5 protein-coding genes are annotated in these 7,535 nt (G+C 57.4%); 2 read left to right on the top strand and 3 right to left on the bottom strand.

Annotation, left to right across the window (positions count from 1 at the left end; genetic code table 11):
• Nucleotides 1-59: 59 nt before the first annotated feature.
• Complete coding sequence (locus KYK14_RS20870; RefSeq protein WP_219161628.1) at nucleotides 60-2,174, bottom strand: SusC/RagA family TonB-linked outer membrane protein; 2,115 nt, start codon at nucleotides 2,172-2,174, stop codon at nucleotides 60-62.
• Nucleotides 2,175-2,600: 426 nt separating this feature from the next.
• On the opposite strand from KYK14_RS20870, the gene galK reads away from it, so the two are divergent.
• Both galK and KYK14_RS20860 read left to right on the top strand, forming a co-directional pair.
• Nucleotides 2,601-3,791: a galactokinase gene (gene galK, locus KYK14_RS20865; protein ID WP_219161627.1), complete on the top strand. Its 1,191-nt coding sequence runs from the start codon at nucleotides 2,601-2,603 to the stop codon at nucleotides 3,789-3,791.
• A gap of 103 nt (nucleotides 3,792-3,894) precedes the next feature.
• Nucleotides 3,895-4,944: a UDP-glucose--hexose-1-phosphate uridylyltransferase gene (locus KYK14_RS20860; RefSeq protein WP_219161626.1), complete on the top strand. Its 1,050-nt coding sequence runs from the start codon at nucleotides 3,895-3,897 to the stop codon at nucleotides 4,942-4,944.
• Between the two features lie 141 nt (nucleotides 4,945-5,085).
• On the opposite strand, the gene KYK14_RS20855 is transcribed toward KYK14_RS20860, so the two are convergent.
• Together KYK14_RS20855 and KYK14_RS20850 are read right to left on the bottom strand one after the other, a co-directional pair.
• A complete protein-coding gene (locus KYK14_RS20855; protein ID WP_219161625.1) occupies nucleotides 5,086-6,231 on the bottom strand; it encodes a glycoside hydrolase family 43 protein in 1,146 nt (381 codons plus the stop codon).
• Nucleotides 6,232-6,234: 3 nt separating this feature from the next.
• Nucleotides 6,235-7,335, bottom strand: a complete 1,101-nt coding sequence (locus tag KYK14_RS20850) for a glycoside hydrolase 5 family protein (RefSeq protein ID WP_185283113.1) — start codon at nucleotides 7,333-7,335, stop codon at nucleotides 6,235-6,237.
• Between the last annotated feature and the right edge of the window lie 200 nt (nucleotides 7,336-7,535).

Raw genomic sequence — 7,535 nt, 5'->3', positions numbered from 1 at the left:
TAAGGCCCGCATTTGCCGGTCATCGGTTATCGTATTCACATCAAGCATTCCCAAAAATACTATTTGGGAACAAGTCTCATATCTAAACCTACGTTGGTGGTGCGGCGCTCTTCCCAGCCAATGCGCAAGCTGGGTAGCTGAGTCTGAATCTTTCCGTTTACGATGGTTTGGGTAGGCCCGAATGGGTAGTTTACGTTGGTATTGATAGCCGCCGTAGTGAGGTAGGAAGCACCGTAAGGACCATTCAACTGGTCGTTGCCGAGGGAGCCGTAGCTGGCGCGCAGCTTCAGATTGCTGATGCTACTGCCGATGTTTTCGAAGAAATGCTCCTTGGAAATACGCCAGCCCGCCGAAGCGGCGTAGAAGTTACCGTATCTGTTGGCCGGGTCGAAGCGGGAAGAACCGTCGCGGCGGTAGGCACCCGTCAGCAGGTAGCGCTGGTCGTAATCGTAGGTAACCTGCCCAAAGTAAGAGCGCTTGGTGAAGGTGTATTGATTGCCCTCCACTGCCGGATTCTGCGTACCCGCTTCCAATGCCCAGTAATAGGTAGGCCCTGTACCGTAGCCATAGTTGATCCCACGCGTCAGGCTGTAGTCGGTGCGCTGCTCGGAATAGCCGGCCACGGCCGTTACGTTGTGCAGGCCAAAGCTCTTGTCAAACGTCAGCGTATTTTCTGCCAAGCCGAAGAAGCGGCTACCCTGGTTTTCGGCAAAGCTAGATGGGTTCAGCGGGTCGTTTTGCCGCCACTGCCCATACTGCCGCTTGGCCTGGTCATGAAACGCGTAGTAGTCAGTAGCCAGGTTGAGGCGGTAGCGCAGGAAATTGGTAAACGAAAACTCCCCGAAAACACTACCCTGCAAGTGATTTTGGGTATTGGTATCGTTCAGCAGGTTTTGCAGCGCAATAGGGTTGGTGCCAAAGGTGCTGGCATTGGTATTGCCGAAGCCATAGCCTCCGGGGTTGTCCTCATTATACACGGGAATCACGGGCAGCATCCGCAGCACGTCGTTGAACGGCACGCCGTTCAGGCGGGTTTGGTTGGCCCGCGTGAGTAGCAGGCTCTCCCCTACCTTCAGCTTACCTTTGGTAAAGCCCGAATTAACGCGCAGGCTGTACCGCTCGAATTTTGGCCCTTCAATGATGCCTTTCTGGTTGAAATACCCAGCCGAAATCAGGAAGTTGGAGTTAGGACCACCACCCGAAAAACCCAGGTCGTAGTTCTGCACGGAGCCGTGTTGCAGCAACTCCTTTTGCCAATCCGTATTCACGCCGTTGTCGGTAGCAGCGAAAGGCTGCCGCGCCAGGCCGGCGTTGTCGTAAGACTGATTGTTGATTTCGCGCCACCGGTCGGCTCCTACCAGGTCGTAGGTTCGGCCAATCACCTGCGGACCACCCGAGGCACTCAAGTTCACCTTCGTCTCGCCCGAGCGCCCGCGCCGGGTAGTGATGATGATAACGCCATTTGCGCCGCTGGCCCCATAGGCCGCCAGCGAGGCCGCATCCTTCAGCACCTGTACGGTTTCTACATCCTGTGGGTTGAAGTCGCGAATGTCGAACGTCCACAAGCCATCTACCACATACAATGGGCTGCTGCCGTTGTTGATGGAGCCAATACCCCGAATATTCACCGTGGGGCTCTGGCCGGGTACGCCCGAATTCGTTACTTGCACACCCGGCAAGCGCCCCTGAATGGCTTCTGTTACGGTGGCTACCGGTGCGCGGCGCACTTCTGTGCCCGTAGTAGTGGCCACAGAGCCCGTTACATCCTCGCGCTTCTGCGTGAGGTAGCCCACTACCACCACATCGTTCAGCGTCTGGGCATCGGGTGCCAACGAAATGTTAACAGAAGTACGGCCATTCACGGCTACCTCCTGGCTGGTGTAACCCACAAAAGAGAAAACCACGGTAGCATTGTCTGGTACCGTAAGAGTATACCTACCATCAGCATCGGTTTGGGTGCCATTGCTGGTACCTTTTACAACTACGTTTACACCGGGTAGGCCCGTACCTGTTTCATCTACTACTCGGCCCGATAGGGCTACATCAGCCACTTCAACCGCATCGTGGGTTGCAGTGCGTGCTACTGGCGGCGCTGCGGCCGCCAACGTCATCGGCAAACAGCAGAGTAGCGAGGGTAGCGCTATCTGCTGTAGGTAACGTACATTCTTTTTCATGAGGGATAATTAAAAGGGAAGTGGGAATGGGGAACTTCTTGCAAACGTTTGCTTATAAATCGTCAATAAAATATTCGCAAACGTTTGCACATAAGCAGAAAAAAAAGGCTTTAGAGCGCAAATCAACGTACTGATAACGGGAATTTACCAAGATACCGGGTAACCAAGCGAGTCCAAAGGATACCACCTTGCGCGAAAGAATAAATGCAATTTTAGGTGTTCAGTGCGCTAAAGTCAACATTTTACGTTAAATAATTATAATTTAAAGCATTCTATAAGTCTTTAACAGGGAAGTATCGGACTCATAAACCACTACTGACAAAAGACTTATCAACTCTTGAGAACTATTTACTGACAATCGGACAAACGTTTGCGTAAATTTTGTTCTTTTGCATTCATCCTTCTGTTCCATTTACCCTCTGTAATATGCTTTCAGCCACCGTTGAGGCCGCTTTTCGGCAACACTTTTCTGCTACTCCCCTATTGGTTCGAGCACCGGGCCGGGTCAATCTGATCGGGGAACACACCGATTACAACAACGGCTTTGTATTGCCGGCAGCCATCGATAAGGAAATCTGCTTTGCCGTGGCGCTGAATGACCAGTTGGAAGCGCGCTTGTATTCCGTAGATCAGGATGAGCACTACGTAGTGAACCTGAAGGATGTGCGGCCGGGCAAAACCCAGTGGGCCAACTACCTCAAAGGTGTGGTGGCAGGATTTCAACAGCGGGGCGTTACGGTGCCGGGCTTCGATTGTGCTTTCGGAGGCAACGTGCCCATCGGGGCTGGCTTGTCGTCGTCGGCGGCGGTGGAATGCGGACTAGCGTTTGCGCTGAATGAGCTGCTTGCTGCCGGTTTCAGTCGGATGGAGCTGGCCCTGATTGGGCAGCAGGCCGAGCACCAGTTTGCGGGCGTGCGCTCCGGCCTCATGGACCAGTTTGCCAGCCTGTTCGGCAAAGCTGACCACGTAGTGCGCCTCGACTGCCGCTCGCTGGACTACGAGTATTTCCCGTTCGACACCGCTACCTGCCATATTGTATTGTGCAACTCCGGCGTGAAGCATTCCCTGGCCAGCTCGGAGTACAACACCCGCCGCCAAGAGTGCGAGAAGGGCGTACAGATTCTACAGCAGTACTACCCCGAAATCGAAAGCCTCCGCGACGCTACCCTGGCCCAACTGGATGAGCACCGCGAGGAGCTGGGCGACGTAGTATACCGCCGCTGCACCTACGTGGTGCGGGAAAACCAACGCGTAGAAACCGCCTGCCAGCATTTGGTGCAGGGTGACCTAGCCGCATTTGGCCAGGAGATGTACGCCTCGCACGCCGGATTGCGCGACGACTACGAAGTGAGCTGCCGCGAGCTGGACGTGCTGGTGGAAATTGCCCGCGAAACGCCCGGCATTCTGGGCTCCCGTATGATGGGCGGCGGGTTTGGCGGCTGCACCATCAACCTGGTGCCTACGGAGCTGGTGGACAGCTTCTGCGAGCGGGCAGCGGCTGAATACCAAAGCCGCCTGGGCTTGCACCTGGAGACGTATAAAACCTCCATTGTGGCCGGGGTAGAAGCGTTGCCAACTACCATAGAATCGGAGCGGAAGCCAGATAGCCGACACTAGCCTGTTGCCATTTTCGGCGGAGGCGGCGCTACCTGCGTATGCTTCCTACCCCCACCGGCGCCCGCGTAGGGCCTGTTTTTCACCTTTCAGATTCCAGACCGCTATGGCTGAATTCAACTTCAACGACCACCCCCACCGCCGCTTCAACCCCTTGCTGGGGGAGTGGATGCTGGTTTCGCCCCAACGCTCGAAGCGGCCGTGGCAGGGCCAGCAAGAAGAACCCGACCGGGCCGAGCGTCCTGCTTACGACCCTACCTGCTACCTCTGCCCCGGCAACGTGCGCGCCAACGGCGAGCATAACCCGCAGTACACCGGCACCTTCGTGTTCGACAACGACTTCGCCGCCCTGCAAGCAGATGTACCTGCTGGCGACCTGAACGTGGAAGGACTGCTGCAAGCCAAGGCTGAATCGGGAGTAGGGCGCGTGATTTGCTTCTCGCCCCGCCACGACCTCACCCTACCCGAGATGAGCGTGGAGGCCATCCGTGGGGTAGTGGATGTGTGGGTGGAGCAGTTCCAAGAGCTGGGCGCCCAGCCGGACATCAACTACGTGCAGATTTTCGAGAATAAGGGCTTTATGATGGGCTGCTCGAACCCGCACCCGCACGGCCAGATCTGGGCGCAACGCCACGTGCCCGGCGACCCGGCCAAAGAAACCGTGCAGCAGGAAGCCTACTACAGGGAGCACGGCAAAACCCTGCTGGCCGATTACCTGGCCCTAGAGCTGCGCACCAAAGAGCGGGTAGTAGTTGAAAATGACCACTTTGTGGTGCTGGTGCCTTTCTGGGCAGCCTGGCCCTACGAAACGCTGGTGCTCCCGCGCCGCGTGGTGCAGGATATCACGCAGTTATCGGACGAGGAGCGCACAGCCTTCGCCGACATCATCCGCCGCCTCACCATCCGCTACGACAACCTGTTCCAGACCTCGTTCCCGTACTCCGCCGGCCTGCACCAGCGCCCCACCGACGGCCAGGAGCACGAAAGCTGGCACCTGCACATGCACTTCTACCCGCCGCTACTACGCTCGGCCACCGTGCGCAAGTTCATGGTAGGCTACGAATTGCTGGCCGAAGCCCAGCGCGACATCACCGCTGAGTACGCCGCCCAGCGCCTACGCGAGCTGCCGGAAGTGCATTACAAGGCAAAGCTGTAAGTCAGAAACTGTTTGCGTTACTATTGCACGATGTAGAGACGCATATTTGCGTCTCGTCGTTGAACGTCCACCGCCTGAATCGTTCAACGACGAGACGCAAATATGCGTCTCTACATCGTTCAACACAGCCACTCCTCACACTTACTTCTCTCCACTCGGCCGCGCCAGGGGCGTACCCGTCGCTACCGGCACACCAAAGTTGGGCGTGCCGTCGGCGTTCCAGGTGAAACGCTGGGCGCGGGGCGAGCGAAACCCACCGCAGCCCTGACCGGGCTGGTTGTTGGCGTGGTAGAGAATCCAATCCTGCTTGCCATCCGGCGACTTGAAGAAGCTGTTGTGGCCGGGCGCGTATACGCCATTCGTGGGGTTTGCCTGAAAGACCGGCTCGGGGCTTTTCGTCCAGCTTTCGGGCTTGGTCAGGTCGCTTTTGGCGGAGGCCGTGAGCATGCCTAGTTTGTAGGAATCAGTCCAGCAGCCACTGGCCGAGTAGATAAGGTAGAGCTTGTTGCCGTGGCTGAGCACCTCGGGGCCTTCGTTCACGTCTACGTGGGGCGGGTTGCTGGTGGCGCCTAGGTCGCCATCCTTTTCCCAGGCGTAGGTAGGGGTAGACACCAGCACGCGCGGGCCGTCTATGGTCCAGGGGTTTTTCAGGTGGGCCAGGTAGATGTTCTGGCGGCCGTTCACGTCGCCCTCCCACCCCGACCACACCATATACAGCTCCTTGTTGTGCTCGAAAATAGAGCCATCAATAGCCCATTTATTGGTGGCGTCGGTGAGCTGGCCTTTGTCGGTCCAGGTGCCTTGTAGGGGGTCGGGCGAGTCATTTTCGAGCACCCAGAGGCGGTGCGTTTGGTTGTTGCCAGCATCGGCGGCATAGTACACGTACCACTTGCCGCGCAGGTAGTGCAGCTCCGGCGCCCAGATTTCGCGGGAGTTGGGGCCAGTGGCGGGAGGCGTCCATACCACGCGCTTCTCTGCCGTGCCCAACTGGCTCAGCGACTTGGTTTTCCAGAGCGTAATGTTCCGGCCCGTGGTGTGCGTGTAGTAGTAATAGCCGTCGTGGTAGATGCTCCACGGGTCGGCGCCGGAGGGTAGCAGCGGATTAGTGAAAGTAGCCTCTGGAGCTGTAGTCGTAGCAGACGCATCGGCGGGGGCGGTAGCAGCCGGGCGGGTGCAGCCCCCTACCCCGCCTAGCAGTGCTACGCTCAGCAGCAAGCTGCTCAGCCACCGCACAGGTGCTACCCTTTTTGCTGGAAAACGCGTGCGTAATAAGGTTGGAAATGCCATAGCTTATTTACCGTTCAGCTTTTTGATGAGGTCGGCTTCATCCTGGCGGTAGGGCGTGCCGTCTTTGCGGAACACTTCGTGGAACCACTCAATGGGCTCCGAGCCATCGGCCAGGGGCGTATCCCAGGCGTATTTTGTGTTGGTTTTGCCGTCAACCAAGCCCCAGTTGATGGCGCCTACGTTCTCTTTTTTCAGCATGGGCATGGTGGTGGCGAAGCGGCTGTTGCGCGGCCGGGCCATATACTCGGTACAGATCAGTGGGCGGCCGTTGGCTTTCAACAGCTGCACTACCCGGCGGTGCCAAGCTTCTTCCTCGTAATCGTGGTAGGTCACCACATCAGAATGGCCGAGTTGGAAAGCGTTCAGCTTCTCAAAGTCCCAGTTCCACAGGCCAACGCTCAGGGGCTGCGAAGGGTTGACTTCGCGGGCCCAGGCAAAGGTGTTGCGCAGCAGCGGCAACGACGTATCGCCCTTACCGGAGTTGCCGGGCTCATTGTATAAGTCCCACAGCAAGATGCGCTTATCGTTGGCAAACGTGCGCACCACGTCCTGCACGTAGGGCTTCAGGGCCATGAAGGTAGCCGAGTCGCGCGAGGCCGGGTCGCCGGGGTCCTGCACCCAACCCGAGTTGTGAATACCAGTTTTGGGCGCCGGCTGTGTGCCGGGCTGCGACGTCTTGTTCCAACAGTCATCAAAAAACACGAAAATGGTCTGGATGTGGTGCTTATCGGCAATGGCCAGGTAGTCGTTCATGCGTTTCTTGAAGCCCGCCTGGTCTTCTTTCCAGGCCACGCTGTGCAGAAACACGCGCATGGCGTTGAAGCCGATACCCTCGGCCCAGCCCAGTTCCTTATCGATGGTAGCGGGGTCGAAGGTTGCGGCCTGCCACATTTCCAGTTGGTTGATGGCCGTGCTGGGCGTGAAGTTGGCCCCATTAATCCAGGGATGTTGCTTGTACCAGGCGTTGGCCTTGTCGGCCGACCACATCTGGCCGGTGGTGGCCGTAGCCACGGCGCGGCTTTTGGTCTTGGCTTTCGTCTTTTGCGCCTGCGCGCCGGTGGTCGTCAGCAGCGCCAACGACAGATAGAGCAATAGTTTTTTCATAGGGTAGGGAAAGTGGGAATGGAAAGATGAAAAGCGAAAAGGAGGATTATCTGTCATTTCGAACGCAGTGAGAAACTTGAGGTCTGTCAGTAGCTGACGATTTCACCAGTTGCAAGCATCAGATTTCTCACTGCGTTCGAAATGACAATCCCTACCCTACCGGCCAGCGGGCCAGCGCAAGGGCGTTTGCAACGAAACCG

The sequence above is a fragment of the Hymenobacter profundi genome, assembly GCF_019334315.1.
GTDB lineage: Bacteria > Bacteroidota > Bacteroidia > Cytophagales > Hymenobacteraceae > Hymenobacter > Hymenobacter profundi.
The sequence above is the reverse complement of the archived record's forward strand: the minus strand, read 5'-3'. Positions and strand labels throughout refer to the sequence as shown.